The following is a 23,704-nucleotide window of genomic DNA, read 5'->3' on the forward strand; positions in this document are numbered from 1 at the left end:
AAGGGGGAGGGAGGCGGAGTGGCATGGTCCGTGACGAACTGTGCGGCTGCCTTGTGCGTGGCAGCCTCGACCCTGGAGCCCGCTCCGCATCGAGCGTCTCCCCGCGTTGCTAGCGGCGTCCCCGGCGAACCGGATCATGCCGACGTGCTTTAGGCCTGGACCGGCACGACTGCCGACCCACCCAATCTCCACCGCACCAACCACTCGTCATGATCTCGCTTCGGTGCAGCGGACGGGGGGATTGTAAGGGGTGGTGGAGAGAGGGGGATAAGATTTTGCATTGGCGCGTGTGGCCACCCCCACCCACCCGCTTCGCGGGTCCCCCCTCCCCACAAGGGGGAGGGAAAGCCGACTGCACGCTCGGTGAGCTTGGCCACGTGCGGCCTAGCGGAACATGCCGGCAAACAAAAAAAAGCCCCGTTCAGGGGCCGTTCAGCTGGCGACTGCCAAGGTCAGTTCGTCGCGTAGAAGACGTGCGAGCCGATGGCGGCGACGCGGCGGAAGGTGTTGGACCAGCGCGGGGCGACCGCGGTGGTGTGGTAGAAGAGGACCGAGTTCGGGACCACGCCGGGGCGCTCGCCACGCTGGAACTCGTAGAACGCGTCGTCGGCCATCTGCATCGAGCGGTTCCACGCCGCGCGCTCACGCCCCATATCGGAGCGGCCGTCGCAGGCGAAGGTGAACTGGCACTTGTAGCGGCCCTTGTCGGCGTTCTGGAACACCACGCCGCAAATGGTCGAGGGGTATTTCTTGCTCATCGCCCGGTTGATGATCACGTTGGCGACGGCCAGCTGGCCCTCGCGGCTTTCGCCGCGCGCTTCGTGATAGATCGCCTGCGTGAGGCAGAGGCGCTCGTCATCGGCGAGTTTCACGCGCTTGGTGGTCGGAACGAAGCCGTCCTTGGCGTAGTCGGTCAGGACCGAGGCGGTGAGCATCGGGCCGTTGGAAAGATCAGCGCTCTCGATGGCGTCGAGCGCCTGGTTCTGGCGGCGTGCGATATAGCCCATCAACACGGCCTCGGTCAGCTCGGCCTGCGGGGCCGGGACATCGAAGCCGTCGAACTTCTCCAGCTGATGCTGGCGATCGACATAGGCCTGCAGGAATTCGTTGGTCAGCTGCGGCTGGGTGGAAGCGAGGAACTCCTCGCGCTTGGTCTCGAGCGTGGGCGAGAAGGCCACGGGAACCACCAGCGATGCATCGAGTTCTTCAGCAGAGGCAGAAATAACCGTCGCCTGCAGCGAGAAGGCTGCAACGGCCACCGCCAAGGCATGCGTGAAAACACGCAGCACTGGTGCGAACGGCTTACCCCGCAATCTGCCTACCTTCCCCCGAATGCCGCCCCAGGCAGCCCTCAGATCGTCTCGTTGACCGGCGACGACCCTAGCCGAGCCGGCGCGACCATGGAACCCAGAATTTACAGTTGCTTAACCATGAACGTTAGCCTCTTAAATTGAGGTTAATGCACCCGCATCAGGGGTGAAAGCCCTGATTTGCAAGAGATTTCGGCGTGCCTAACCGGGGCTTGCGCCAATAGATAAAAGTTAATCGAACCGAATCGTTGCGCAAACACCACAGTCCTGCGGAAGCAGGTCCGCGAGACTCAACTGGCGACGATTGGTGGTTGGACCCGGTGGCCCGATCAGGCCGCGGCGAAAGCCGCCTTGCGGACTTCGTGGAGACTGTCCATCACGGCGCAGAGCGCCCGGATCTCGTCGGTGGGCGCGACGATATCGGGCACCATGACAGTCTGCAGACCCGCGGCGTGGGCAGCGCGCACGCCCATGTGGGAATCCTCGATGGCGAGGCAATCGGTCGGCGCGATGCCGATTCGCTCGGCCGCCATGAGGTACGGCTCGGGATGCGGCTTGGGGTTCACCACGTCGTCGCGGGTGACCACGGTGACGAAGGTGGAGAGCAGGCCGGCGGCGTTGAGATGGCCGAGCGCATGGTTGGAGCGCGACGAGGTGGCGACGGCGGTGGGAATGCGGCGGGCCTTGAGCTCGGCGAGGAGCTCGTGCACGCCGGCCTTGACCGGCACGGCCTCTTCCATGCGAGCGCGCATCAGCACGCGGCACTTCTCGTCGAATATGGCGTAGGGAAAGCTTACGCCATAGGCCTCGACCAGCAGCCTGTTGGTGGCCTCGTGGCTGGCCCCGACCATGGCGTGGTGGACGGCGTCGGTCATCGCCACCCCGAGTTCGCGGCTCACGTCCCAGACGATCTCCTTGAACACCAGTTCGGTGTCGAGCAGGGTGCCATCCATATCGAAGACGATGGCGGAAAAGGGTCTTAGCGGGGCGTTCGGGGACATGGGGCCGATATAGGCACATTTGCCGGCTGCCGCTACCCTTCGGCTTCAAGCGCGGGCGACGACCTGCTATGAGCGCGGCAATGAGCATGTTCGATCCCTATGACGTCCTGGGCATCGGCCGGATGGCGGCGGCCGGCGAGATCAAGCTCGCCTATCGGCGCAAGGTGCAGGTGGCCCACCCGGACCGGGGCGGCGACCCCGAGGTGTTCATCCTTGTGGTCAAGGCCTTCGGATTGCTGTCGGATCCGGACGCGCGGCGGCTGTTCGACGAGACCGGGATCATCGACGACGAGGCGGTGAAAGGCTATCGGCGCGAGGTGGCGGCGATCCTTGCCGACATGTTCGATGCGGCGGTAGGCACGGCGATCGCCACCGGGCTTAAGCTCGAGAGCGTCGACTTCATCGCGCAGATGTCATCGGCGGTGACGACCGGACTGAAGGACGCGCGGGTGACGCTCGGGCGGGTCGACGGCGAGATCAGCGCGCTGCAGGGCTTGCGCACGCGGATCCGGCGGACCGATGCCGATCGCAACATGTTCGCCGAGCGGCTCGACGCGCAGGTGAAAGGCAAGACCGAAGAGCACCACACGATCAAGCGACGCGTCGCCATGCTGGAGACGGCGCTGGCGGAGTTGGGCAATTACGAGAGCGAAATCGAGCTGATCGCGGCGCTCGAGACCGAGGCTTAGCGGGAAGCCCCTGGCGCCCCCTCTCCCTTGGGGGAGCGGGCTGGGGTGAGGGGACCTTGCCCCACGCACGGAGCTTGCGGCAAGGCCCCCTCACCCGGCCCTTTGGGCCGACCTCTCCCCCAAGGGAGAGGTAAAGGGCTTCGCCTTCAGCGCAGCGGTTTGGCCGCCCGTACCGGCATCAGCGAGCGGGCAGCGGGCAGGCGGACGCGGGCTTCGAGGCCGCCTTCGGGGGCGCGGGCGAAGCTGACGCTGCCGGCGTTGAGGGCGACCACTTCGAGCGCGATGGCGAGGCCGAGGCCGGAGCCGCGGCGGGTTTCGTCATGGCGCTGGCCGCGCTCACCGAGCCTGGCCATCTGCTCTTGGGAAAGCCCGGGGCCGTCGTCGGCGATGCGGAGCTCGACGGTACCGCCGGTGCGCCTGCCGTCGACACGGACGCGGGTACGGCCCCATTTGGCGGCGTTCTCGAGGATGACGCCGACCAGCTCCATCAGGTCGTGGCGATCAATATCGACGCGCAGGCCGGGATCGAGCGCGATGTCCCAGTCGAGTTCCTCGCCTTCCTGGGTGCGGGCCAGCACGGCGGCGGTGCGCTCGACCGCCTCGTTAAGCGAGGCGTTGAGCTGGTGGGTGCGGGTGCGCATCCTGAGCCGCGACAGGCGCAGCTGGTATTCGACGCGATCGTCCATCTCGCCGACGATGTCGTCGACCTCCGTGCCGGTTTCGGCGGCGCCGTTCGCCTTCATCGCCATGGCGAGATTGCGCAGCACCGAGAGCGGGGTCTTGAGGCCGTGGGCGAGGTCGGCGGCGCGGGCGCGGGCGAACTCCATCGACTTCTGCTGCTGGTCGAGCAATTCGTTGACCTCGCCGACGAGCGGCAGCACCTCGGCCGGGTGTTCGGTGGAGAGGCGTTGCGCCTCGCCGCGGCGGACGGCGCCGATGCCGGCGCGGAGTTTCTGCAGCGGGGTGAGGCCGAGGCGCACCTGCAGCCAGGCGGCGAGGATGAGAGCAACGGCGAGCACAGCGAGGGCGACGACGAGGTCGGAGCCGAACTGCCGGATCGATTCGTCGAGCAACTCGCGGTTTTCGGCCAGGGTGACGCGGAAGCGGCGCTCGCCGCGCGTGGTGGTGAAGCTGACCTCGCGCATGGCGGCCGACAGATGCTGCCGGCCCGGGCCATCGAGGGTGACGAAGCGTTCGGCGCCGTCGGCGGTGTTCACGCCGCCGGTCATCAGCACGACGTCCCAGAGCGAGCGCGAGCGCCAGGCGGCATCGCCAGCGAGATCCTCGATCTGCCAGTAGACGCCCGAGAGCGGGGTGGCATAGCGCGGATCGGGCAGCGGGTTGAGGGGGACCGGCTGGCTCATCTCCGGCTCGATCTGGGCAACGAGGCGGTTGAGGCTGGCGGTCAGTCCGCCGCGCATCGCGCGCTCGACATTGGCGGTGAACATCCAGCCGATGACGAAGCCGGCGACCACCAGCGCGAGCAGGATCCACAGCGCCGCGCCGCCCAGGAGCCGGAGGCGCAGCGAGCGTGGCCTCATTCGGCGAGCGTGCCCATGTAATAGCCGAAGCCGCGCCGGGTCTTGATGATGTCGGTGCCGAGCCGGCGGCGGACACGGCCGACCAGCACCTCGATGGAGTTCGAATCGCGCTCGAAATCCTGGGCGTAGAGATGCTCGGTGATCTCCATCTGCGTCACCACGCGGCCGCGCTGGTGCGCGAGGTAGGCGAAGAGCCGGTATTCCTGCGGGCTCAGGGTGATCGGCACGCCGTCGCGCGTCACCTGCTTGGTACGGGTATCGAGCACGAGGCCGTCGACCTCGATGCTGGGGGAGGCAAAGCCGGCCGAGCGGCGGACGATGGCGCGGATGCGGGCGACCACCTCCTCGACGCGGAAGGGTTTGACGACATAGTCGTCGGCGCCGGCCTCGATACCCTCGACGCGCTCCTCCCAGTGGCCGCGGGCGGTGAGAATCAGCACCGGCGGGGTGCGGCCGGCCTTGCGCCAGCGCTTGAGGATGGTGAGCCCATCAATGGTGGGCAGGCCCAGATCGAGGATGATGGCGTCGAAATCCTCGGTATCACCACGATGCCAGACGTCCTCGCCGTCGGTCTCGATCTCGGGAACGAAGCCAGCCGACTTGAGCGCCGCGCCAATGGCTTCGGCGATCCGGCGATCGTCTTCGGCAACGAGGATGCGCATATGTGCTACTCCACCGGCAGGCCGGAGCGGGCGTAGAAATAGAGGTCGCTCACCTTGCCCGCCTTCTCCAGCACCTTGAGCTCGTACAGGAGCACATCCTGCACGTCGATCAACTGTGCATCGATGATTTCACCATCGGTGATGAGGGCAGCGCGCAGCATGATCTCGTCGAGCGGCAGGGCGCGGCCGCGCCGCACCGCCTGCAGCGCGGCTTCCTGGCTGAGCATGCTGCCGGCGGCCGCGGCACCGAGCGGCTGGCCGGCGGGCCCGGCCGCGGCACCGCCGCCAGGCCCGAGGTCTACGTCGAGATCGAGATCGAGCGCGCCGAGGCCGAGGCCGCCGGAACCACCGACGCCGAGCTCGACGCCCAAATCCTTGCCCAGGTCGACATCGAGATCGACGCCCTTGCCGCCGCCGACATCGAGGTCGACACCGATGTCGCCGAGGTCGAGATCGAGCCCGAGACCCTGGGCCTGCACCGGGGCGGCCGCGAGCAGGGCCGCGACACTCACCGCCAGAAACAGCTGATTGGTCGTGCGTGGGAGCATATCGCGAGTATTAGCTTCGCGATGCTGACCAAACCCTGACACCCTCGTCTTCCGCCTACTGCGCACGGCCACGCCTCGGGCAGCCGCGTCGGCACGTCCGCCAGTCCATCGTCGCTTCCCCGCATATGCGAACCGATACCGTGACATCGCGATGATACCACGCAGAGGTTAATTCGCGCCAACGCGTAGCGCGCCGGAGCAACGCCACCGAAAGCCCGATGTTCCGGCCGCGAAAAAGCAAAGGGCCGGTCGCGAGACCGGCCCTTCGAATATGCGCGTCTGATGCGGCTCAGGCATGCTTGGGCAGGAGCTTCCAGGTGCCGACGACGGTGAGCGCGGCGAAGGCCATCTTCAGCACGTCCCACACCACGAAGGGGGCGACGGCGCCGGCCCAGGCGGTGCCGATCAGGTTGGCGGCATCGAGCCAGCCGGGGAGTGCGGCACCACTCTGCAGGATGATGTTGGCAACCACCAGCAGCCAGGTGAAGCCGAGGGCGAAGGAGACGGCATTGCCCAGCACCATGGCGCCGAACAGCACCAGTACGCGGCCCGAAGCACCCATGTCGGTGGCGCGGCCGATGATATAGGCCATGGGCAGCCAGCCGATGATGAAGCCGAAGGACGGGCTCATCAGGTAGCCGATGCCGCCGCCGCTGGCGAATACCGGGATGCCGGAGAGACCTTCGGCGATATAGAGCGCCACGGTGGCAACCCCGATGCGCCAGCCGAAGGCAGCGGCGAACAGCGCCACGGCGAACGACTGCAGGGTCACCGGCACCGGCATCACCGGCACGCTGATCTTGGCCGCGGCGGCGAGCAGGAGCGAGCCCAGGATGACCGTGCCGATGTTGAGGGCGAGACGCGCCGACTGCGACTTGGGCGAGAGCACGCCAAGAACGGTATTCGGCGTGGTGAGCGTCAAGGCCATTGCCAATCCTTCAGCAAGAGGAGAAATGTAGCGCCGATTTCTAGTCGCTCGACCAAGAGAGCGCAATGGCCGCACCGGCCCCACTTACGTTCGATACGGACTTCGATCCACAGGTTGGCCAGCCGGTTCCGGTCGCGCCAGGCGTGGTGCGCGTGAGTGCGCCCAATGCCGGGCCGTACACGTTCAAGGGCACCAACAGTTTCATCATCGGCGATGCGGCCGTGGCGGTGATCGATCCCGGGCCGGACGACAGCCGGCACCTGGCGGCGCTGCTGGCGGCGATCGGCGGCCGGCCGGTCGAAGCGATCATCCTCACCCACACCCATCTCGACCATTCGGCGCTGGTGCCGCGGCTCGTTGCGGCGACCGGAGCGCCGGTCTGGTCGGGTGGGCCGCACCGGCTGAGCAGGCTGAAGCGGTCGTTCGAAACCAATCCGGTGGGCCGCGACAGCGACTGGCGCCACCGGCCGGACCGGGTGCTGCGTGACGGCGAAGGAATCAGCGTGGGCGGAGTGGCGCTGCAGGCGATCACCACCCCCGGCCACTGCGCCAACCACCTCGCCTTCGGGCTGCCGGGCACGCCGTGGCTAATGACCGGCGACCACATCATGGGCTGGAACTCGACCCTGGTGGCGGTGCCGGACGGCTCGATGGCCGACTATCTCGCCTCGCTCGAAAAGGTGATCGGGCTCAGCTACGGCCGCTACATCCCGGCGCATGGCGGGATCATCGCCAACGGACCGGACTATGCGCAGGCGCTGCTGGCGCACCGGCAGGAGCGGAACCGTCAGGTGGTCGCGGCGGTGGAAGGCGGCGCACGGCGCGTGCGGGACCTGCTGAAGCCGATCTATCCGACGCTGTCGCCGGTGCTGCACGGCGCGGCGCTGATGACGCTCAAGGCGCATGCCGAATATCTGGCCGACCACGGCCGGATCGGCGCGACGTACGGGCTCACAGGGATGACGCTGTTTCCGGTCGGCGGATAGGTGTGCGGGGGCCCGGCGGCAGGCTAAAGCGCGGAATCCCCGCTTTCGCGGGGATGACACCGGAGTTCGGGGACCGCTTCGAAGGTGAAAAGCTCTAGGCGTCGTCCTCGTCGCCTTCGGGCACGGGCGGGGCTTCGGCGTCGGGCTCGGGGGCGGCGCCGGGTTGTGGGCCGTCGCGCAGGGTGAGAGTGATCTGGTCATCGAGCGCGACGAGGAATTCCTCGATGCGGCGGCCGTTCTCGCCGAAATCGGTGAAGCTGGCGAGCGGCACCGAGCGCATGTCGATGGTCGAGCCCTGCGCGGTGCCGGCGACGCGCAACGCCACCTCGTCGCGCCAGCCGAACAGGGTGACGGCAACGGCATTGATCTGGCCGACATCGAGCGAGGTCGGCGGCGCGCGGCGCAACCGCACATCCCAGCCGCGCTGCTCGACGAGGCGCTCGACAATGGCGAACATTTCGGTGGCATCGACCGGGTAGGAGCGGGTGCGCGCATTGGGGAAGGCCGCGGCAATCGCATCTCGCATGGCCGCGCTGGTGGGCGCGACCGGTATGGTGGAAATCAGATCGAGCGGATCGGCGACATCGGTCGTCACCTCGTTGACGACGGGATAGCGGGTCGCCTCGTAGGCAAGCCAGGCAAAGGGCAGCAGGCAGAGGATGCCGAAGACCAGACCCCACACCGCCCTGCCCCAGCCACGATCGCCGGTAAGCCACAGCCGGCCGAAAGCCCCCAGTGCGAGGAACACGGCAAGCGCCGCAATGCCCGCCGCGATCGCCTCGATGATCACGAAATCGGACGAGGCGATCATCTGCTCGCGGTGCATGAACACCGGAATCACGGTGAGCGGCACGGCGAAGCTGCCGAAGCGGCGGGCCCAGATCGCCCATTTCGAGGTGCGGATGAGGATGCGCATCGCCGCTGCCAGGTCCAGATGCAGTTAGGCATAAGCACGCCGCGCCGCTTCGTGCAAAGCCCCAGGCAAGAAAGCTGTTAGCGTGCGGCGTGTTGGCCGCACGTGGGGCGGATCGCGGGAGCGATCAGGGATAGAGCCGCTGGCGGCTCCAGCCGCCGTCGCGGCCACGGGTGAAGCGGATGCGATCGTGCAGGCGGTTGGCGCCGTCCTTCCAGAATTCCATGGTCTCGGGAATGACGCGGAAGCCCGACCAGTTGGCCGGGCGATTGACCGGCTCGTCCTCGCCGAAGCTCTTTTTCAGCGTCTCGACGCGTTCGAGCAGGGTATAGCGGTTGGCGAGCGGGCGCGACTGCTTGCTCGCATGCGCGCCGATCTGGCTCATGCGGCCGCGGGTGGAGAAATAGGTGTCAGCCTCGCCGTCGGCGACGACCTCGACCGGGCCGCGCACGCGAATCTGGCGGCGGATCGACTTCCAGTGCAGCACGAAGGCGGCGCGCGGGGTCGCGAGCAGCTGGCGGGCCTTGTCGCTCTCGAAATTGGTGAAGAAGCAATAGCCGCGATGATCGCGGGCATTGAGCAGCACCATGCGCACATCGGGGGCGCCGTGCTCGTCGACAGTGGCGAGCGCCATGGCGTGCGGGTCGTTGGGCTCGCTTTCCTGGGCGAGCACGAACCATTCCTCGAACAGCGAGCACGGGTCGATCGGGGCGCTGTCGGAATCATCGAACAGGCGGTCGGTCAGCGTCACGGCGGGCATGCCCGAATCCCCTCGTTTTGCGCCGGTCTGGACAAGCCCGGAGCCCGTGGCCATATAGGATGGGGCACGGGGCGAAAGCAATCCAGACCGTGCCGTCACAAAGGAACCCATGCGCGACCCGTATACCGTGCTCGGGGTGCCCAAGACGGTCTCGGAGAAGGACCTGAAGGCGGCCTATCGCAAGCTCGCCAAGGCACACCACCCCGACCAGAACCAGGACGACCCCAAGGCGCACGCCAAGTTCGCCGAGATTTCGTCTGCCTATGATTTTCTGTCCGACACCGAGAAGCGCGCGAGCTATGACCGCGGCGAGATCGATGCCGAGGGCAACCCGCGCTTTGCCGGCTTCAACCGCGGCGGGCGCAGCGGCGCCGGCGCGGGCTATGGTGCAGGCGCGCAAGGCGGATTTTCGGCCGAGGACATCCTCAAAGAATTCATGTCCGGCTTCGGCAACCAGCCGCGCGGCGGCACCGGGGCGCGCGGCCAAGGCGGGCAGGCGGGCTGGGACCCGTTCACCGGCACTGGCGCTGGCGGCTTTTCGAGCCGTGGCCAGAGCTATGCCGGCGACGACATCAACGCCACGGTCACGGTGACGCTCGAGCAGGCGCACCAGGGCGGCAGCGTGCCGCTGCGCATGCCGAGCGGCAAGGTGCTGAACGTCAAGCTGCCCGACAAGGTCGAGGACGGCCAGCAGATCCGGCTCAAGGGCCAGGGCACGGCCTCCCCGCTCGGCGGCCCGCCGGGCGACGCCATGGTCACGGTGAAGTTCGAGCGCCACAAGCAGTTCCGCCGCGAAGGCGCGGACCTCCGCATCGACCTGCCGGTGACGCTTTACGAGGCGGTGCTGGGCGGCAAGGTACGCGTGCCGACCCTCGATGGCGGCGCCGAGCTCAACCTGCCGGCCTCGGTGAACACCACCAAGGCGCTGCGGCTCAAGGGCAAGGGATTGCACGGCGCGGGGGATTTGTACGTCAACCTGCGGATAGTCCTGCCCGAGAATGGCGATCCGGACCTCGAGAGCCTGATGCGGTTCTGGCGGGACCAGAAGCCGTACAAGGTTAGGGATAACTAGGGCGCGGTGCCCTGTGGCACCCCCCTCCCAACCTCCCCCACAAGGGGGGAGGTGCCGTTCTGTGCACTGGGCGCGATCAAGCAACACACCGGACCCCACCTCCCCCTTGATGGGGGAGGCAAGCGCAGCTTGTGAGCGTCAGCGAACTAGCGCAGCTCGGAGGGGGTGGGGCCGCACCCACAAACCTACCCCCGCGGCGCTGCGGCGCGCTTCAGCCTGTCGTTGATCGCCTCACCCAACCCCGTGCGCGGGATTGGCGCCACTGCAATGCGCGTCGCCGTCTCATCGAGCTGGTGCAGCAGCGAGAACAGGTTTCGCGCCGCCTCGCGCAGGTCGCCGGTCGGCGACAGGTTCGCGCCGGCTGGGCCCGGGCCAAAGCCGAGCCAGGTCTCGCCGGGCTCGGGCGCCCCTGCATCCAGCCGCAGGGTCGCGTTCGGGGCGTAGTGGCTGAGGAGCATGCCGGGTGAGGTGACCTTGGCGTCCGCCGCCGCCAGCGCGACGGGCGCCCCGATTGCGGCTTCGATTTCGTCGCGCGGCAGGGCACCGGCGCGGAGCTGAGTGACCGTGTCGCCCTCCACAGCGAGAATGGTGGACTCGACGCCCGACTGCGCCGGACCACCATCGAGCACCGGCACGGCCTCGCCGAGCGAGCGGCGGACCTGGGCGGCGGTGGTGGGCGACAGTTTGCCGCTGCGGTTGGCAGAAGGGGCGGCGAGCGGGCGGCCGGCGGCGCGGATCAAAGCCTGGGCCAGCGGGTGATCGGGGATGCGGATGCCGACCGTATCGAGCCCGGCGGTGACGATGTCGCTCAGCCCGGCATCGCCTTTGCGCGGCAGCACGAGGGTCAGCGGGCCGGGCCAGAAAGCTGCGAGTTTACGGGCCAGCGGGCCGAACTCGACCAGCTTTTCAGCCATTTCCAGATCCGCGACGTGGACAATCAGCGGATTGAAGCGCGGGCGCCCCTTGGTCTCGTAGATCTTCAGCACCGCGTCCGAACTGGTCGCATCGGCGCCCAGCCCGTAGACCGTCTCGGTGGGGAAAGCGACCAGTTCACCGACCCGCAGGCGGGTGGCGAACGCATCGAGATCGCGGGGACTGAGGGCGTCGGGCATGGCGCGAGGTTTGACAAGCTCGGTGCCGCAACGTCAAGCTTGACGCTATCCGGGCAGCAGCGGATCCATGGTCACACTCTTAGTCTCACAGCGCAATTTCGAAAGCCACGTCACCCCCAGCGGGCATCCGGAGCGTCCGGACCGGCTGCGCGCGGTGGAGGAGGCCTTGTCTGCCCCCCGCTTCGACGGGCTGGAGCGGCGCGATGCACCTTTCGCGGACCTGCATCTCGCCGAGCTCGTCCATGACGAGGATTATCTCGGCATACTCACCCGGGCGCGCCCGGCCGAGGGGATCGGGCGGATCGACGAGGACACGTTCATCTCGTCGGGTTCCCTCGATGCGGCATCCACCGCGCTCGGCGGGGGACTGGCGGCACTCGAAGCGGTGGCGCTGGGCGAGGCGAGGAACGCCTTCTGCGCCGTGCGGCCGCCGGGGCACCATGCTGAGCGGCACCGGCCGATGGGGTTCTGCCTCGTCAACTCGATCGCCGTCGTGGCGCGCGAGGCGCAGCGCAAGTATGGGGCCGAGCGGGTGGCGATCGTCGATTTCGATGTGCACCACGGCAACGGCACCGAGGACATCTTCCAGGCCGACGAGAGCGTACTCTACTGCTCGAGCCATCAGATGCCGCTTTATCCCGGCACCGGAGATCCGAGTTTCATCGGGGTCGGCAATATCGTCAACGCGGCGCTCCCGGCGGGTAGTGGCAGCGAGGCGATGCGGGCAGCCTATGACGAGCGTATCCTGCCGGCCGTCGAGGCGTTCCGGCCAGATTTCCTGCTCGTTTCGGCCGGGTTCGACGCCGACTATCGCGATCCGCTGGCCGGCCTCAACTGGCGGCCCGAGGATTTTGCCTGGCTCACCGGGCGGCTGCTGGAAGTGGCCGACAAGCTGTGCGAGGGGCGGCTCGTTTCGATGCTGGAAGGCGGCTACGACCGGCAGGGCCTCGCCACCGGCGTCGCCGCGCATGTTGAAACTTTGATGTCGGCCGGTTAGCAACAGGTCCGCATACAAGGAGCCCTGCGCATGGCCGATTCCCCCATCGACGACATCAAGGCGATGAGCTTCGAGGTGGCGCTGCGCGAGCTCGAGACCATTGTCGGCAAGCTCGAAAGCGGGCAGGCGCCGCTGGCCGAGTCGATCGCCATCTACGAGCGCGGCGAGGCGCTGAAGGCGCATTGCGAAGCACTGCTGAAGGCGGCCGAGATGCGCATCGAAAAGATCACCCTGCGCAACGGCCAGCCGACGGGTACCGAGCCGCTCGACCCGCAATAGGCATCACGGCTTGGTGACTGCGACAACGCCGCGCGCCAATTGCGAGGCAGGCGGCGTTATAAGCGGCGCGAAACAAGGGGCAGATCCCATGGCCGAGACCAGTTCCACCGCGCTGCAGCGCTTCCGCCTGATCCTGTGGGGGCTGGTCATCGTCGCCGCTATCGGCGCAACGGCGCTGTTCTTCTTCCGGCCGCCCTCGGGACCGCTCGCCGTCACCGGCAAGCCGTTCACGCTCGAATCGACCGCCGGCGGCACCTTCACCGAAGCCAGCCTGCGCGGCACGCCGAGCCTGGTGTTCTTCGGCTACACGCATTGCCCCGACGTTTGCCCGACGACGCTGGCCGAGAGCACGGTGTGGAAGGAACGGCTGGGGATCAGCGACGACAAGCTGCGCGTGATCTTCGTTACGGTTGACCCCAAGCGCGACACCAAGGACGTGCTGGCCGACTACCTGAGCCCCTTCCCCGGCACCATCGGGCTGGTCGGCACGGACGCGCAGACGGCCGACGTCAAGGCCTCGTTCGGCGCCTCTTCGGAACTCACCGAGCCCGATGCCGACGGCTATTACCTCGTCAACCACACCGCGAGCGTGTTCCTGATCAACAAGGACGGGCAGTTCGAGGGAACGATCGCCTACGGCGAAAACACCGACACCGCCGTCGGCAAGATCCAGAAGCTGCTGGCTTCGTGAGCGGCCGACGCCTCGACCAGGAGATCGAGGCCCGCGGCCTGCTGCCGAGCCGGGCGCGCGCCCGTGACGCGATTTTGCGCGGCACGGTCAGCGTCAACGGGACGGTGGCGAGCAAGCCGCACCAGCCGGTCGGACCCGCCGACAGGATCATCCTTGACGACCCGGCGGCGAAGTACGTGTCGCGTGCGGCGCTTAAGCTGATCGCGGGGCTGGAAGCGGGCGGCATCGACGCGGCGGGCCGCGTCTGCCTCGATCTCGGCGCCTCGACCGGTGGCTTCACGCAGGTGCTGCTCGAGCGCGGCGCGGCCAGGGTCTACGCCGTCGATGTCGGGCACGACCAGTTGCATGAGAGCCTCAGGAACGACCGGCGCGTGATTTCGCTGGAAGGCGTCAACGGCCGCGACCTCACGACCGAACTCGTCCCCGATCCGATCGGACTGATCGTCTCGGATGTTAGTTTCGTCTCCATCCTCAAAGTGATCGATCCGGCGCTAACACTTGCCGCTCCGGGGGCGGAAGCGGTGATCCTGATCAAGCCGCAATTCGAGGTCGGCCGCGACCATATCGGCAAGGGCGGCATCGTCAGCGACGAGGAGGCCATCGCAGCGGCGGTCGAGCGGGTGGACGCCCATATGGCGGCGGCCGGATGGGCGAAGCGCTTCGACATTGCTTCGCCGATCAGCGGCGGCGACGGCAATCGCGAGATCGTCGCCGGCTTTGCCCGCGATCAGTAGCCGATGCCGCCTTCGCGCCCGGTCTGGCCGCGGTGGCGCAGGAAGTGGTCGGCGAGCACGACGGCCATCATGGCTTCGCCGATCGGCACGGCGCGGATGCCGACGCAGGGGTCGTGGCGGCCCTTGGTGACGACGTCGGTGTTCTCGTTCGCGGTGGTCACCGTCTCGCGCGGGGTGATGATCGAGGAGGTGGGCTTGACCGCAAAGCGCACGACGATCGGATCGCCGTTGGAGATGCCGCCCAGGATACCACCAGCGTGGTTCGACTTGAAATACGGCCCGGCATTGCCGGCGCGCATCTCGTCGGCATTCTCGGTGCCGGTCAGCGCGGCCGAACCCATGCCCTCGCCGATCTCGACGCCCTTGACGGCATTGATCGACATCATCGCCGAGGCGAGATCGGCGCTGAGCTTGCCGTAGATCGGGGCGCCCCAGCCGGGCGGTACGCCTTCGGCCACCACTTCGATCACCGCGCCGACCGAATTGCCGGCCTTGCGAACGCCGTCGAGATAGATCTCCCACTCCTTGGCCGCGACCGGATCGGCGCAATAAAACGGGTTCTGGTCGACCTGATCCCAATCGAAGCGCGAGTAATCTATCTTGTGCGGCCCGATCTGGACGAGGCTGGCGCGCACGGTGACATTGGGGATCACCAGCCGCGCCACGGCGCCGGCGGCGACTCGCGCTGCGGTTTCGCGGGCCGAGGCGCGGCCCGAGCCCTTGTAGTCGCGGATGCCGTATTTCTGGTGGTAGGTGAAATCGGCGTGGCCGGGCCGGTACTTGTCCTTGATCTCGGAATAATCCTTGGAGCGCTGGTCGGTGTTCTCGATCAGCAGCGAGATCGGCGTGCCGGTGGTCTTGAGCAGGCCGTCGCGTTCATCCTCGAACGTGCCCGAGAGGATCTTGACCTCGTCATCCTCGCGCCGCTGCGTGGTGAAGCGCGACTGGCCGGGCTTGCGGCGATCGAGATCACGCTGGATCACCTCGGCCGAGATCAGCAGGCCGGGCGGGCAGCCATCCACCACCACACCCAGCGCCGGCCCATGGCTTTCGCCCCAGGTGGTGAAACGGAAGAGGTGGCCGAAGGTGTTGAACGACATGAAGATGCCCCGAGGTTGAGGCGGTTCTAGGGGAGAGGGCGGCGGAAGGTCAATCCGCGCTTCGGAGCAGTTCGCGCATGACGTGGGCCTGGACGGCGGCCATCTCGATGCGGCGGAGCCATTGCAAAGGGTCGCCGTCAAAACTGTCGGCAGGCGAGCCGAACTCCTCAATGGTACGGTACTTGAGCCCATCGGCGGCGAAGTAACCAACTGAGTGTCTTAACCGCTCCGCCAGCAACGGCCACTCGACATCGTTAGCGTAGCTTTCGGCTACACTAGAGGCGACAATGTCTCGGGCCACCGAGGAGCTGAGCCGGCGTACCGCTACGAGCAGGTCCGCCCGCCGTCCGGTTGCCAGCTCATATGCTCGGTTGATTGGTGCCTCGGTCTGCTGCAGCCGTGCCGGCCAAGCGGCAAACGCCTTTGGCGAGCGCCCAACGATGAGAAAATCCACGTCCGGCTGCGCCGCGAGCACCGTGCGCAACTCGGCTGGATTGTCTCGCAGCCAATGCAGCATGTGATCCGGATCGGCGTAGAGAACTTGGTCTGTTTCCAGCTCGAGCGCCATCGACACCGCGTTGCGCCGCCCGAGTCCAATATACTGCTCACCGGTCACGTGACGTCCAACCTTGGCGCCTACTACCTCGACCATGACGCGCTCTATCGCAGGATGCGTTGCCTCGGTGAGGCTGACGGCGACGCCAGCGAAAGTAGCGCGAAATGCCGGCGCCGCCGCCTCAAACGGGGCAGCAAGCAGAGCTTCGGGGTCGTGCAGAACCGTAGCGAAGGCGGTGGTCACGAAGGACGGGGCCCGGCCACCGGCACATGTTCAGAAAGTCTTTCCTGAGCGGGCCGGATAATTAGGCGGTCCTCATCCTTCAAGACCTTTACCTCATCGCCCGAGAATTCCCAGTCTTCTGGAATTTCCAGGATCTGGTCGCCATCAAGGCGGAATATCGTCGCCGCTCGTGCTTCCGACATGCCCAGCCCCTCTCCGCATCGTCCCCGGAAGACTGCACGCTCACGTGCTGATATTCAATCGTCCCAGCTCTGGCCGGCCGGGTAGACGACGCTCTTGCCGTCGATGAAGTGCACCACCGAATCCTGCGGCGGGAACCAGTTCACGGCGCGCTCGGCGGGAAAATCCTCGATCAGGCGACGGAGAATGCGCAGGATGCCGCCATGGGCGACGACGATGGCCGGGCCATTGAGCTCGGTGGCAAAGCTCGAGACGCGCTGTGCCACGTCCTCGTAGCTCTCGCCCTCGGGTGGGCGGAAGAACCAGAAGTCGGCGTCGCGCTCGCCGGCAATGGCCATCTCGCTGGCGGTGAGATCGGTGTGCAGCTTGCCCTCGTAGATGCCGAAGGACACTTCGACCAGCCGGCTGTCGAAGGCGACTTCGGGCAGCGGGGTGGCGAAGGCCGTGCGCACGCGCTCCATGGTCTCGCGGGTGCGGCCGAGCGGGGAAGCGTGCCAGGTGAAGTCGGCCGGGCTGCGGCCGGCGCGCTCGAGCAGCTGCACCAGCAGGTGGCCGTTGAGATCAGCCTGGCCGCGTCCGATGTCGTTCAGGGGAATATCCTTGCTCCCCTGGTAGCGGCCGGCGGCATTCCAGTCGGTCTGGCCGTGGCGGATGAAGTAGAGTTCAGGCCAGACGAAGGACATGTGACGCTCGGCAGTGGAGAGATCAGGCGGCAGGAGTTGCCTCGGCCTCGTCATCGACATGCATGCCGATGATGTTGAAGCCGCAATCCACATACTGGATCTGTCCTGTGACACCCGAAGAAAGATCCGAAAGCAGGTAGAGCGCGGCGCTGCCGACTTCTTCCTGGGTGACGTTGCGCTTCAGCGGCGCGGCCTTTTCCTGGAAGTGCAGCATGGTGCGGAGGCCCGAAATGCCCGAGGCGGCGAGGGTCTTGATGGCGCCGGCCGAGATCGCGTTGACGCGGATATTGTTGGGGCCGAGGTCGTGCGCGAGATAGCGCACCGAGGCCTCGAGCGCGGCCTTGGCAACGCCCATGACATTGTAGTTCGGCACGTATTTTTCGGCGCCGTAATAGGTCAGCGTCAGCAGCGAACCGCCCGGGTTCAGCATGGCTTCGGCGCGCTTGGCGACGGCGGTGAACGAGTAGACCGAGATGTTCATGGTCAGCGCGAAATTGTCGGCGCTGGTGTTGATGTAACGGCCCTCGAGCTCTTCCTTGTTGGAAAAGCCGATGGCGTGGACGAGGAAATCCATCGTCCCCCACTTGTCCTTCAAGACGCGGAAGGTCTCGTCCATCGCTGCGTCGCTGGACACGTCGCACTCGACGAGGGTCGTCACGCCGATTTCGGCGGCGAGCGGCTCGACGCGCTTCTTCAGCGCTTCGCCCTGGTAGGAGAAGGCGATCTCGGCGCCCTGGTCGGCGAGGGCCTTGGCGATGCCCCAGGCGATCGAGCGATTGTTCGCGACGCCCATGATCAGGCCCTTCTTGCCGGCCATCAGCCCGTTCGCCATCGTCTTGCTCCGTGTTCGGTGTCGTTGGCGCCGCTTGTCGCATAGCGCCTAAAGGTGGGCAAGTTCGCCCTTGCGCCCATCCGGCCCGAAGCTAATCTGCCGGCCATGGCGCTTTCCACTGACGAAATCATCTCCGGTCTCAACACGGTGCTGGGGGCGGCCAATGTCGTCGCCGATCCGGCGCGCATGGCCAGTTATCTCAACGAGCCGCGCAAGCGCTTCCATGTCCCCGCCGTCGCCGTGGCGCTGCCGCCGGACGTGCCGGCGCTGCAGGCGCTGTGCCGCTGGGCCAACGAGAACCGCGTTGCGCTGATCCCGCAGAGCGGCAATACCGGGCTCGTCGGCGGACAGGTGCCACTCAGCGGGACCGAGGTGATTGTCAATATCGGCCGCATCAACAAGGTGCGCACGGTCAATGCCGAGGCCGGATACATGACGGTCGAGGCCGGGCTGATCCTCGAGGAAGCGCACAAGGCGGCCGAAGCGGCCGGGGCGATCTTTCCGCTCTGGCTCGCCTCGCAGGGCTCGGCCCGCATTGGCGGGGTGCTGAGCTCCAATGCCGGCGGGGTGCAGGTGCTGGCCTATGGCAATGCGCGCGAGCTGACGCTGGGCGTCGAGGCGGTGCTGGCCGATGGCCGGCTGTATCAGGGGCTCAACGCGCTGAAGAAGGACAATACCGGCTACGACCTCAAGGACCTGCTGGTCGGCGCCGAAGGCACGCTCGGCTTCATTACCGCGGCGACGGTCAAGCTGTTCCCGATGCCGGAGGGGCACCAGACGGCGATGATCAACGTGCCCTCCCCCGAGGTGGCGCTGCAGCTCTTCTACCTGTTGCGCGAGCGGACCGGCTCGCGGCTCACCGCCTTCGAGCTGATGAACCGGCTCGGCATCGATCTCGAGCTCAGGCACGGCATGATCAGCCGCGACCCGACGGCGTCGCTGTCGCCCTGGTATGTGCTGGCCGAGGTCAACCGTATGAAGGGCGGCGCACCGGGGGCGTTGCAGGCGGCGCTCGAGGAGGCGCTCGGCTCCGGGCTCGTCGAGGACGCGGTGATCGCCGAGTCGGAGGGTGATCGCGTCGCGATGTGGGCGGCGCGCGAGCTGATGAGCGACGTGCAATCGAAGGAAGGCGCCTCGATCAAGCACGACGTGTCGGTGCCGATCGGAGCGGTGCCGGAGCTGATCGCCGAGGGCACCGCCGCGGTCGAACGCGCCATTCCGGGCGTGCGACCCTGCCCGTTCGGGCACATGGGCGACGGCAATATCCACTTCAACTTCACCCAGCCCGAGGGCTGGGACGCCAAGGATTTCATGGCGCGCGAGAAGGACGCCAATGCCGGGGTCTATGCCGTGGTGCAGCGGCTGGGCGGCTCGTTCTCGGCCGAGCATGGCATCGGCCAGCTGAAGACCCAAATGCTGCGCGAGGTGAAGGACCCGGTGGCGCTCGAAATGATGCGCTCGATCAAGGCGGCGCTCGACCCCAACGGTATCCTGAACCCGGGTAAGGTACTTTAGGGTGCCTTGTTGACGGGGTGGCGCCGCCGCCCCATCTGAGCGCCATGCTTCTCAATATCGGATTTCTCGACGACGCGACGCGCCCGCCGCCGATCAGGCTCGACGGCCTCACGGAGGCGCAGCGCGAACCCGGCCGGCACCTCAAGGCGGTGCACGACCACCTGCGCGATAACATGAAAACGCTGGCGGTGCTGATCGAGCGCGCTGCCGTGGGCGGGGCCAACCCGGCGGAGGTCGCCGACGAGGCGGCCCGGCTCGCCATGGTCGCCAACTACCGCCGCTTCGGCAATCTCTGCGGCCAGCACTGCAACATCGTCCACATGCACCACTCGATCGAAGACGAGGCGGTGTTTCCCGGCATCGCCGCGCAGGGCGAGGGCTTTCGCGCCATCGCCGACCGGCTGCGGTCCGAACATGTGGTGGTGCACGAACTGCTGCTGCGCCTGATCGATGCGCTGAGCGAACTTGCCCGTGAACCCGGACCGGACCGGTTCGACGAAACTGTCGAGCTCTATCGCGCGCTGGAGCGCGTGCTGCTCAGCCATCTCGGCTACGAGGAAGAGGCGATCGGCGACGCGCTCGGCGCGTTCGGCATCGTCTAGAACAGATCGAGCTGCCCGCCGCCACCTGCGACCTTCTTCGGACGGGTGGGCTTTTCCGCATCCTCGGCGGCGAGTTCTTCCGCGCTCAGTTCGCGGATCAGCTCCGGCTCATCGATATCGGCGCGGCCGACGGCCTTGCCCACCGGGTGATACTTCAGCGAGCCCGGCGGCAGCGGCAAAGCCAGCTGGGTCGCCGCCCGCACATCGACCTCGCGGGTGTTGAGCCACAGATCGACCGCTTCGCCCTGCAGCATTGCCGGCATGCGGTCGTAAATCGAGGAGATCTCGAGGTTGGGTTCGACAGTGACGATGCAGGCGGTATCCACCTCCTCGCCATTCGGACCGGCCCAGTTGGAATAGAGTCCGGCAAAGATCATCGGCGAGCCATCGGCCATGGTGATGTAGTAGGGGCGGCGCTTGCCGTCCCTGCCCTTCATCCACTCGTAATAGCCCGAGGCGGGAACGATGCAGCGGCCGTGGCGCACCGCGTCGCGGAAGGACGGCTTTTCGGCCATGGTTTCGGCGCGGGCGTTGATCAGCAGCGAGAACTCGCGCGGATCCTTTACCCAGTTGGGGACGAACCCCCAGCGCACCAGCTGGATGGTGCGGCGACCCTGCTGCTCCCAGATGGCAGCGATCGGCTGCGTCGGCGTGATGTTGTAGCGCGGCGGAAAATCGATGCGGTTCAACAGGTTGAACAGCTCGACCAGCATCTCGGGCGGCAGGGTGGTCGCGTAGCGTCCGCACATGGATTCCGACTCCTTGTCACCGGTTAGTTAGGGCCTTGCCCGCCACAAGACAAACCCTGAACATCGCCGCATGGCCGATTCCACCCGCCCGCCCAATGCCGCCTCCGTCGCGCTGATCGAGCGCGATCGCGTGCTGCTGATCCAGCGGGCGCGAAAGCCCTATTTCGGCATGTGGAGCCTGCCGGGCGGGCGGCTCGAGCCGGGCGAGACGGCCGAGCAGGCGGCGGCGCGCGAGATCAGGGAGGAGATGGGCCTGCAGGTCTTCGCGCTTCGGCCGCTGCGGCGGATGTTCCTCGCTCAGGGCCGGTTCGTGCTGCAGGTGTTCGCCACCGAGGCGTTCGAAGGCGAGATCGTCATCGCCGCCGACGAGATCACCGACCATGCATGGGTGACGCTCGACGAGGTCGGCTTCATGCATACGACGCCCGACCTCGCCGAGGTTGTGGCCGGCGCCTTCCGCATCTTCGATCGCAGTTGAGGCGAATTGGGCTTTCCCATAAGGATGCGGCGATGCGCTCGAGCCCGATCACTGCCGCCGTGTTTGCCCTGCTGCTGGCGGCCGGGCCGGCGCACGCGGTCGACCCGCCCTACCAGGGCGAGATGGAGCGGCTTTCCGAAATCCTCGGCAGCCTCTATTTCCTCGGCCCGCTGTGCCGGCCGGAGAACCCTACCGACTGGCGGGTGCAGGCAAGCGACCTGATCGGGCTGGACGAGCCCGACGAGGACCGCCGGCAACGGCTCGCCGGCGCGTTCAATGCGGGCTACGAGGCCTATTCGCGCTTCTACCGCGTGTGCACGATTTCGGCCGAACAGGCCTTCACCCGGCTGCTGGTCGAGGCGGAGAAGACGGCGCGAGAGATCCACTCGCGCTACGCCGAATAAGTTCGGCCGGTTAACGATAATTAATCGGTGCAAATTAACCGTTTGGCGACGTCTGGGGCGCGCCCGTCACGTCGGCATGCTAACGCCGTCATCATGAAACTGAACAAAAGCATGATCGACGCGTCGGGTCTCGACCATGTCGCCGACGACGAGCGCGAAGAGCGGCAGGTGGCATTGGAATATGTCGCCGAAGCGTGGAATGCGGCCGAGGATGACGGCGTCGCCGCGTTGGCGCTGGCGCATGCCTCGCTGTTCGCCGCCATCACCTCGCTGGTCGATCATCACGGCGAAACCGCCGTCGCCGAACTGATCAGCGCCCTGCCCGACCGCATCCAGGCCGGCGAATACACGCTGAACCGGCAGTTGCAGTAGAGCGCCGGCAGGCTGCCGGCCGCCCCGGCAGACAGCCGACTCACGCGAGTGCTCGACCTAGAAGTGCCAGTTCACGCCGGCCTTCACGATGTGAAGGCTGTGGCTGACCGTGTAGTCGGACTCGTCGTTGCCCCAGTATTCACCGGTGGCCGCGGTCACATCGCCCAGATCGACATACTGGTACTCGATCTTTACGGTCGCCCTTTCGGCTATGGCATATTCAATGCCCGCGCCAGCAGTCCAGCCATAGCTGACGGACGTCTCTTCAAGCGTTTCCGGCCCGTCGCCGACGTCATTGGAATAGGTCAGGCCATCGGTCGTCGAAGCGACCGCAAGGCCGCCAGTGACGAACACCATTGCAGGGCCGTTGGCGGTGCCAAGGCGCCCGCGAAGTGTCGACAGCCAATTGTATGACGTCGCCAGCTCGTTGGTATGGACAACGTCATCGGTATCGTCCGCCGGCGTTCCCATGTCGTCCAGGAAATCGTTGCTGACGGAGCCCGATATGTTCGACCATGCCACATCGCCCTCGAGGCCGAGCATGAATGCTCCCATGTCGGCGTTGTAGCCGGCGGAAATACCGACCAGCCAGCCATCGACATCGAAACCGTCGGACAGACCGTCGATCGTGTCGCCTAGCGAGGTCAGATCGGGCGTAACGGCGCTGTCCTGGGCGCCCCAGGCGCCGCCTGCGGATACGCCAAGGTAAAAGCCGCTCCAGTCGAACACGTCGCCGGCTGGAAGCTCGGCGGCAGGCGGATCGAGAAAGTCCGCCGAGTAGCCAGCCGTGCTTGTCGCGGCGATGGCCAGCGCCAGAATCATTGTCTTCATGTTGCTTGTCCCCCAAAAGGTTGTGTGTGATAGGCGCACGCTCCGCCGGGGCGCGCATGACGCATTTGCGCTAGATGTCGCGGGCATGGTTTCAGGCGGCAAACTTTGCTCGGCCACGCTTGCGCCAGCCGAGCAGGCCGAGCGCGCCGAGACCGGCAGCCAGCATCGGCAGGGCGGCGGGGACCGGCACTGAGGCGACGGTGAACACCTCAAATGCGAGGTATCTCAGGTCCAGTCCTTCGACGAGCGTCTTTCCCATCAGGTCGGGCAGTCCGGCGCAGCCGGTCGCCAAGAGCGCTGGCGGACAGTAGGACTGGGTGTGGACATATCCTTCCATCAGCGCCGCATCGATGTAGAGGTCATGGCCGGCGCCAAACGTCGGTCCGTAGGACGCATTGTTCAGCGTCTGGTACTCGCCGGCCGCCGCAACGGTCTGGTCCCGTCGTTCACCAGTGGTCAGGTTGAAGATGAAGGCCGTCCGGTCGGCGGCGCCACTGGTTACGTTGTACGCGCCGCTAGTCGACCAGCTTTGCGGATTGTAGCCACCTATGAGCATCGTGGCGCCCGCGACAAAGCCGCCAGGGCCATTGGAATTCAGCTGCAACGCCCGGGCGATGAAAATCGTCGGGCCCTTGCCGTCTACGGCCGCATGAAACTGCTGAGCCGTGACTCCGGTCACGCCTTTGGTGAAGATGTTGGTCAGCACCAGCGAGCCGTCATAAGCCAGCGTCGGGTCGTTGATGACCCAATCCTCCAGCAGGGTCAGGTGGCTCGGCGCCAACAGCGAGGAGCCACCAATGATCGTTGCCGCCTGCGCGGCTGACGGGATCTGGAGACCCGCCGCAAGCGCGGCTACCCCAAGCAGTCCGGCAAACAGCTTCGACATCGATGACTCCCTGTTGGCGTGCGCCACCTCGGCTACAGCGGCGGGAGACC

General features: G+C 66.7%; 29 protein-coding genes. 12 read left to right on the forward strand and 17 right to left on the reverse strand.

All coding sequences use genetic code 11. The annotated features are described in order from the left end of the window. Window positions 1-452: 452 nt before the first annotated feature. Window positions 453-1,289, reverse strand: a complete 837-nt coding sequence (locus AC3A6I_RS17600) for a cell wall hydrolase (RefSeq protein ID WP_487545163.1) — start codon at window positions 1,287-1,289, stop codon at window positions 453-455. A gap of 350 nt (window positions 1,290-1,639) precedes the next feature. Continuing rightward, window positions 1,640-2,311 carry an HAD family hydrolase gene (locus tag AC3A6I_RS17605; protein WP_487545164.1) on the reverse strand — a complete coding sequence of 224 codons (672 nt, stop codon included), beginning with the start codon at window positions 2,309-2,311 and terminating at the stop codon, window positions 1,640-1,642. Window positions 2,312-2,391: 80 nt separating this feature from the next. On the opposite strand from AC3A6I_RS17605, the gene AC3A6I_RS17610 reads away from it, so the two are divergent. Then, complete coding sequence (locus AC3A6I_RS17610; protein WP_487545165.1) at window positions 2,392-3,000, forward strand: DnaJ domain-containing protein; 609 nt, start codon at window positions 2,392-2,394, stop codon at window positions 2,998-3,000. Between the two features lie 146 nt (window positions 3,001-3,146). On the opposite strand, the gene AC3A6I_RS17615 is transcribed toward AC3A6I_RS17610, so the two are convergent. From AC3A6I_RS17615 to AC3A6I_RS17630, 4 genes are all read right to left on the reverse strand, one after another. After that, the gene (locus AC3A6I_RS17615) at window positions 3,147-4,541 is read right to left on the reverse strand and encodes a sensor histidine kinase (RefSeq protein WP_487545166.1); all 1,395 of its coding nucleotides are present in this window, start codon (window positions 4,539-4,541) and stop codon (window positions 3,147-3,149) included. Next, the gene (locus AC3A6I_RS17620) at window positions 4,538-5,203 is read right to left on the reverse strand and encodes a response regulator transcription factor (RefSeq protein ID WP_487545167.1); all 666 of its coding nucleotides are present in this window, start codon (window positions 5,201-5,203) and stop codon (window positions 4,538-4,540) included. The genes AC3A6I_RS17615 and AC3A6I_RS17620 overlap by 4 nt, the downstream gene beginning before the upstream one ends. 5 nt (window positions 5,204-5,208) lie before the next feature. Further along, window positions 5,209-5,751 (reverse strand): PepSY domain-containing protein, encoded by a 543-nt coding sequence (locus tag AC3A6I_RS17625; protein WP_487545168.1) that lies wholly within the window; start codon window positions 5,749-5,751, stop codon window positions 5,209-5,211. A gap of 289 nt (window positions 5,752-6,040) precedes the next feature. Then, entirely contained in the window at window positions 6,041-6,679 is a 639-nt protein-coding gene (locus AC3A6I_RS17630) for a biotin transporter BioY (protein ID WP_487545169.1), read from the reverse strand. A gap of 65 nt (window positions 6,680-6,744) precedes the next feature. Here AC3A6I_RS17630 and AC3A6I_RS17635 point away from each other — a divergent pair, with 65 nt between their 5' ends. Beyond that, entirely contained in the window at window positions 6,745-7,665 is a 921-nt protein-coding gene (locus AC3A6I_RS17635; RefSeq protein WP_487545170.1) for an MBL fold metallo-hydrolase, read from the forward strand. 94 nt (window positions 7,666-7,759) lie between these two features. On the opposite strand, the gene AC3A6I_RS17640 is transcribed toward AC3A6I_RS17635, so the two are convergent. Both AC3A6I_RS17640 and pdxH read right to left on the reverse strand, forming a co-directional pair. Next, window positions 7,760-8,581, reverse strand: a complete 822-nt coding sequence (locus AC3A6I_RS17640; RefSeq protein ID WP_487545171.1) for a DUF1499 domain-containing protein — start codon at window positions 8,579-8,581, stop codon at window positions 7,760-7,762. Between the two features lie 124 nt (window positions 8,582-8,705). Next, on the reverse strand, window positions 8,706-9,338 hold the full coding sequence (gene pdxH, locus AC3A6I_RS17645; protein WP_487545172.1) for a pyridoxamine 5'-phosphate oxidase: 633 nt from the start codon (window positions 9,336-9,338) through the stop codon (window positions 8,706-8,708). Between the two features lie 109 nt (window positions 9,339-9,447). On the opposite strand from pdxH, the gene AC3A6I_RS17650 reads away from it, so the two are divergent. After that, window positions 9,448-10,410 carry a DnaJ C-terminal domain-containing protein gene (locus AC3A6I_RS17650; protein ID WP_487545173.1) on the forward strand — a complete coding sequence of 321 codons (963 nt, stop codon included), beginning with the start codon at window positions 9,448-9,450 and terminating at the stop codon, window positions 10,408-10,410. A 185-nt stretch (window positions 10,411-10,595) separates the two neighbouring features. Here the strand turns inward: AC3A6I_RS17650 and AC3A6I_RS17655 are convergent, their stop codons facing one another. After that, entirely contained in the window at window positions 10,596-11,522 is a 927-nt protein-coding gene (locus tag AC3A6I_RS17655) for an L-threonylcarbamoyladenylate synthase (protein ID WP_487545174.1), read from the reverse strand. 67 nt (window positions 11,523-11,589) lie between these two features. Between AC3A6I_RS17655 and AC3A6I_RS17660 the strand changes: the two genes are divergently transcribed. From AC3A6I_RS17660 to AC3A6I_RS17675, 4 genes are all read left to right on the forward strand, one after another. Continuing rightward, window positions 11,590-12,519: a histone deacetylase family protein gene (locus AC3A6I_RS17660; RefSeq protein WP_487545175.1), complete on the forward strand. Its 930-nt coding sequence runs from the start codon at window positions 11,590-11,592 to the stop codon at window positions 12,517-12,519. 30 nt (window positions 12,520-12,549) lie between these two features. After that, complete coding sequence (locus AC3A6I_RS17665) at window positions 12,550-12,798, forward strand: exodeoxyribonuclease VII small subunit (protein WP_487545176.1); 249 nt, start codon at window positions 12,550-12,552, stop codon at window positions 12,796-12,798. An 88-nt stretch (window positions 12,799-12,886) separates the two neighbouring features. After that, entirely contained in the window at window positions 12,887-13,489 is a 603-nt protein-coding gene (locus tag AC3A6I_RS17670; protein WP_487545177.1) for an SCO family protein, read from the forward strand. Further along, the gene (locus AC3A6I_RS17675; RefSeq protein WP_487545178.1) at window positions 13,486-14,223 is read left to right on the forward strand and encodes a TlyA family RNA methyltransferase; all 738 of its coding nucleotides are present in this window, start codon (window positions 13,486-13,488) and stop codon (window positions 14,221-14,223) included. The genes AC3A6I_RS17670 and AC3A6I_RS17675 overlap by 4 nt, the downstream gene beginning before the upstream one ends. On the opposite strand, the gene aroC is transcribed toward AC3A6I_RS17675, so the two are convergent. The 5 genes from aroC to AC3A6I_RS17700 are packed head-to-tail and all read right to left on the reverse strand — an operon-like array spanning window position 14,217 to window position 17,817. Beyond that, the gene (gene aroC / locus AC3A6I_RS17680; protein WP_487545179.1) at window positions 14,217-15,323 is read right to left on the reverse strand and encodes a chorismate synthase; all 1,107 of its coding nucleotides are present in this window, start codon (window positions 15,321-15,323) and stop codon (window positions 14,217-14,219) included. The genes AC3A6I_RS17675 and aroC overlap by 7 nt on opposite strands. 49 nt (window positions 15,324-15,372) lie before the next feature. After that, window positions 15,373-16,122, reverse strand: a complete 750-nt coding sequence (locus AC3A6I_RS17685) for a hypothetical protein (protein WP_487545180.1) — start codon at window positions 16,120-16,122, stop codon at window positions 15,373-15,375. Continuing rightward, complete coding sequence (locus tag AC3A6I_RS17690) at window positions 16,119-16,304, reverse strand: AbrB/MazE/SpoVT family DNA-binding domain-containing protein (protein ID WP_487545181.1); 186 nt, start codon at window positions 16,302-16,304, stop codon at window positions 16,119-16,121. The genes AC3A6I_RS17685 and AC3A6I_RS17690 overlap by 4 nt, the downstream gene beginning before the upstream one ends. Before the next feature lie 54 nt (window positions 16,305-16,358). Beyond that, window positions 16,359-16,985: a histidine phosphatase family protein gene (locus AC3A6I_RS17695; protein WP_487545182.1), complete on the reverse strand. Its 627-nt coding sequence runs from the start codon at window positions 16,983-16,985 to the stop codon at window positions 16,359-16,361. Window positions 16,986-17,007: 22 nt separating this feature from the next. Beyond that, window positions 17,008-17,817, reverse strand: a complete 810-nt coding sequence (locus AC3A6I_RS17700) for an enoyl-ACP reductase FabI (protein ID WP_487545183.1) — start codon at window positions 17,815-17,817, stop codon at window positions 17,008-17,010. 54 nt (window positions 17,818-17,871) lie between these two features. Here AC3A6I_RS17700 and AC3A6I_RS17705 point away from each other — a divergent pair, with 54 nt between their 5' ends. Continuing rightward, window positions 17,872-19,332, forward strand: coding sequence for an FAD-binding oxidoreductase (locus AC3A6I_RS17705; RefSeq protein ID WP_487545184.1), 1,461 nt, complete (start codon window positions 17,872-17,874; stop codon window positions 19,330-19,332). A 44-nt stretch (window positions 19,333-19,376) separates the two neighbouring features. Then, the gene (locus tag AC3A6I_RS17710; RefSeq protein ID WP_487545185.1) at window positions 19,377-19,934 is read left to right on the forward strand and encodes a hemerythrin domain-containing protein; all 558 of its coding nucleotides are present in this window, start codon (window positions 19,377-19,379) and stop codon (window positions 19,932-19,934) included. On the opposite strand, the gene AC3A6I_RS17715 is transcribed toward AC3A6I_RS17710, so the two are convergent. Continuing rightward, window positions 19,931-20,683, reverse strand: a complete 753-nt coding sequence (locus AC3A6I_RS17715) for an SOS response-associated peptidase (RefSeq protein WP_487545186.1) — start codon at window positions 20,681-20,683, stop codon at window positions 19,931-19,933. The genes AC3A6I_RS17710 and AC3A6I_RS17715 overlap by 4 nt on opposite strands. Window positions 20,684-20,753: 70 nt before the next feature. Between AC3A6I_RS17715 and AC3A6I_RS17720 the strand changes: the two genes are divergently transcribed. From AC3A6I_RS17720 to AC3A6I_RS17730, 3 genes are all read left to right on the forward strand, one after another. Further along, a complete protein-coding gene (locus tag AC3A6I_RS17720; protein ID WP_487545187.1) occupies window positions 20,754-21,161 on the forward strand; it encodes an NUDIX domain-containing protein in 408 nt (135 codons plus the stop codon). A 32-nt stretch (window positions 21,162-21,193) separates the two neighbouring features. Further along, the gene (locus AC3A6I_RS17725; RefSeq protein ID WP_487545188.1) at window positions 21,194-21,565 is read left to right on the forward strand and encodes a TIGR02301 family protein; all 372 of its coding nucleotides are present in this window, start codon (window positions 21,194-21,196) and stop codon (window positions 21,563-21,565) included. A 93-nt stretch (window positions 21,566-21,658) separates the two neighbouring features. Next, window positions 21,659-21,937, forward strand: coding sequence for a hypothetical protein (locus tag AC3A6I_RS17730; protein WP_487545189.1), 279 nt, complete (start codon window positions 21,659-21,661; stop codon window positions 21,935-21,937). A 57-nt stretch (window positions 21,938-21,994) separates the two neighbouring features. On the opposite strand, the gene AC3A6I_RS17735 is transcribed toward AC3A6I_RS17730, so the two are convergent. Then, window positions 21,995-22,768 carry an outer membrane protein gene (locus tag AC3A6I_RS17735; RefSeq protein WP_487545190.1) on the reverse strand — a complete coding sequence of 258 codons (774 nt, stop codon included), beginning with the start codon at window positions 22,766-22,768 and terminating at the stop codon, window positions 21,995-21,997. A 91-nt stretch (window positions 22,769-22,859) separates the two neighbouring features. Beyond that, the gene (locus AC3A6I_RS17740) at window positions 22,860-23,654 is read right to left on the reverse strand and encodes a PEP_CTERM-anchored TLD domain-containing protein (RefSeq protein WP_487545191.1); all 795 of its coding nucleotides are present in this window, start codon (window positions 23,652-23,654) and stop codon (window positions 22,860-22,862) included. Window positions 23,655-23,704: the final 50 nt, after the last annotated feature.

This window comes from Devosia sp. Soil_C_22 (genome assembly GCF_057657195.1).